The sequence below is a fragment of the Helicobacter sp. 12S02232-10 genome (assembly GCF_002272895.1).
In the GTDB taxonomy this organism is placed as follows: domain Bacteria; phylum Campylobacterota; class Campylobacteria; order Campylobacterales; family Helicobacteraceae; genus Helicobacter_J.
The window spans coordinates 1-3,117 of sequence record NZ_MLAQ01000026.1 but is presented as its reverse complement, the minus strand read 5'-3'; the positions used below and the strand labels follow the sequence as shown (position 1 = coordinate 3,117).

General features: G+C 29.2%; 3 protein-coding genes. All 3 read left to right on the top strand.

Annotated features, from left to right (window positions below):
• The first annotated feature begins 106 nt into the window (after positions 1 to 106).
• The 3 genes from BKH41_RS09900 (at position 107) to BKH41_RS09470 (ending at position 3,115) form a co-directional block, all read left to right on the top strand.
• The gene (locus tag BKH41_RS09900) at positions 107 to 277 is read left to right on the top strand and encodes a hypothetical protein (RefSeq protein WP_180762810.1); all 171 of its coding nucleotides are present in this window, start codon (positions 107 to 109) and stop codon (positions 275 to 277) included.
• Positions 270 to 1,646 (top strand): ArdC-like ssDNA-binding domain-containing protein, encoded by a 1,377-nt coding sequence (locus BKH41_RS09685; RefSeq protein ID WP_180762809.1) that lies wholly within the window; start codon positions 270 to 272, stop codon positions 1,644 to 1,646. The genes BKH41_RS09900 and BKH41_RS09685 overlap by 8 nt, the downstream gene beginning before the upstream one ends.
• 77 nt (positions 1,647 to 1,723) lie before the next feature.
• On the top strand, positions 1,724 to 3,115 hold the full coding sequence (locus tag BKH41_RS09470; RefSeq protein WP_095299409.1) for a hypothetical protein: 1,392 nt from the start codon (positions 1,724 to 1,726) through the stop codon (positions 3,113 to 3,115).
• Positions 3,116 to 3,117: the final 2 nt, after the last annotated feature.

Below are 3,117 nucleotides of genomic sequence, written 5' to 3'. Positions count from 1 at the left end.
TTTTTTAAGATTTTGATTTCCATTAACATTCCCCCATCAAATCAAAAATTCATTATTTGAATGAACTTACTTTGGTTTGAAATCACCAAAATTTCAGGAGTCAATGATGAATCCATCAAATTTATCAGATTTAAGGGCATTAGAAACAAGGATTGCTTTAACAAAAGAAGAGTTTATTGCATTAGCAAATTATGGAATAGAGCTTCAAAACGAACTTGAAGCTAAAGCAGATTTAGAAGCAAAAATTGAATTAACAAGAGGAGATGACAATGAATGAGCAAGAAAAAAAATCTTGGGCTGAAATGAGCTTAGAAGAGAAAAAAGATACATTTGGAAATTATATTGTTTATGAAGTTGCAATGGCAATGAAAGGACAATATGCTCCATTCTTAGAAAAAGTAGAAACATTTAATAGAGCTTATAACGGCTTAAATGGTGTGCCTTATAATGGCTTGAATTCTTTAGTTCTTGATTTGAAACAAAAGCAAGGTAACTATCAAAGCAATGTTTGGTTAAGTCTAGCTGAAGCAAAACAGCTAAAAGTAGATGAAAAAGAAATTGATAGTATCTTTCAAGACAATAGCATTCCAAAAGCTAAAATCAGTTTTATCAAAGCTTTTGAATATATTCCTGTTTATGAACTTGATGAAAATGGCAATAAAATCCCACTGCTTGATAAAGATGGCAATCAAAGACTTGATAAGCATACGCAAGAACCATTATTCAGATATGTTTATGAACCACAACTTGATAAAGATGGCAATTTAAAAATCAATCTTCAAACAAACCAACCTTATATACAAATGAAAACTGAAAAAGTGGCAATCAAGCCCACATTGGAATCTAAATTTCTTTATAATGTTGATGTATTTAAAACATTGGATAAAAACAAGATGAAGCCAATAAAAAAAGAATTCTTGCATAAAGCAATACTATGGAACAATAAAGATTTTGATCATTCAAAATCACATCTAATCTTTGGAGATATTGAAAACAAACTTCATAAAGCAACTGCAGAGCAAATCAAAGGATATTTGATTGCACAAAATAATGATGTGGCTTATGAACCCCCTATGAAATTAAATGAAACTCAAAAGCAAGAAGTTGAAAGAATCATTAATGAAAAATTAAAAGAAAATGCCCCAAATATCGGACAAGAAAAGAATCAAGAAGACAAAAAATACAAACTAACAAATGAATCAGTAGAATATAAACAAACAAAGCTTTTTAGAATTGAAGCTTTAAGAGACTTTGATGATGTTAAGGCAGGTGATAAAGGTGGTTTTGTAGAGGATGAATCAAATCTATCCCATAATGGCAATGCTTGGATTTATGATAGTGCAATAGTTTTAAATGGTGCAAAATTGTCTGATAATGCAAAAGCCTATCACAAATCTGTTGTTGGATCAGAAACCTTAATCTATGGTGATGTTAAAATCACAGGAGGCGTAGAAGTCTATGAAAACAAGCCGATTAAAAATCAAAAAGAGCTTAATGAATATTTAAAAAATGTAGGTCAAACAGAAGCTCAAAAACCCATTTCTCCTAAAATCCAATCAGAAGTAAAAGCTGTTACAGCCAAAAAAGCAGAAGTCAAAAAGTCGCAGACTAAAAAGATGACTAAAAATTCTGAAATGTCAATGTAGTTGGATACCAAACAAACAAATATCAATCAAAGAATCAAAGAGTACTTGCACTCTTTGATTCACAAAAAGGAAAAAATATGAATCGAAATGTTGATGAATTTTTACAAAGTTTTATGTATTTTTATCGCTTAATGGGAAAAAACAAAGATGTTTTTTTTGAACAACTAATGAAAGAAATCAACCAACTCAAAGAAAATGAAAATATCAATAATAATAATTTTATTCAAGTCTTTAAAGAGGAATTAAAAAATCTGCAAGAAAAAGAAAATACGCTAAAGACAGAAACTGAAAAAATACAAATAGAACCAAAACAAGAAATCAAGTCTATTGATACCCCCGCCAATCAAACACAAGAAATTATGGAAAATACCAATACCCCTGCTAAAACCTTTGTACTACCATTTCCAAAAACTCATTTTAAATCAACGTTGAAAAAAAATATTAATGAATTTATCAAACAAGCACAGGAGAGTTCTGAAAACAATCAAAAGCTTTTAGAACTTAATATTATAAAAGATATTGATTTAAGTGGAAATTCACCCAAAGTCTTTTCAAGAAAAGCGATTTTGCCTCAAGAAAAAATCAATGATTTTGCAAAGGATTATGCAAAATCTTATTTAAAGACTTTAAGCAATGAAATTGGTGTTGGTATGGAATTTTTAGGATTTAATGTCAAAGGTGACATTCTATTAAGTTCTAAAATCAATTTAAGCCAAACTGATTTTTCAGAAATGATAAAATCCAAACAAATAAATAGTAACGATTTAGGATTTCACTGGGATTGGAATATTGGCAATATTCAAAATTATCAAAAAGAAAGCAAAGCTTTCATTGATAATTTTCAATATGAAATTAAAGATCTTTCTAATCATAAAGATTTATCTTTAATGCCAGAAAATATTATAACACAAAACAATCAAAATCCAAATCCTATATCAAAAGACAATTCACCCCAAACACCTAGTGGAGAAAAACTTGAAAATTCCAATCAGCCTAATCAATCTAATGATAAATCTGATGTTGCTCCTTTGCTTGATTTTTTCGATAAATTAAAAATTCAAAATGAACAAATGGCAATTGGAAAAGACCAATTTAAAAAAGAATTTTTGATTTACTCTAAAACTCAAATGAAAGAAAATGAGATGAAAGTCTTATTGAAGCTTTTAAACAAAGAACCAAGCAGACTCACAGCAGAACATCAAAAATTAATCAAAAGTGGTTTAGCTTATGCTTTAGGCAATCAAAACTTGCTGGATAAAGATTTAGGTCTCACAATTAAAAACCAACTCAAAATCGAACTTAACCCCGATGAGAAACAATATTTAGAGCAAAAAAATCTAGAACACAAAAAAGCAGAAATCCAACTCAAAAGTGGCTTAACCAATCAAACTCTATCTAACTCCCAACCTAATTCTAAAACGAATGCCAAAACATCTAAAAAACAAACAAATTTTGGTATGGGAATGTAAGG

Excerpts from the sequence above, each read along its gene's own strand:
- BKH41_RS09900 (WP_180762810.1), top strand. The coding sequence starts at position 107 with ATGAATCCATCAAATTTATCAGATTTAAGGGCATTAGAAACAAGGATT.
- BKH41_RS09685 (WP_180762809.1), top strand. The coding sequence starts at position 270 with ATGAATGAGCAAGAAAAAAAATCTTGGGCTGAAATGAGCTTAGAAGAG.
- BKH41_RS09470 (WP_095299409.1), top strand. The coding sequence starts at position 1,724 with ATGAATCGAAATGTTGATGAATTTTTACAAAGTTTTATGTATTTTTAT.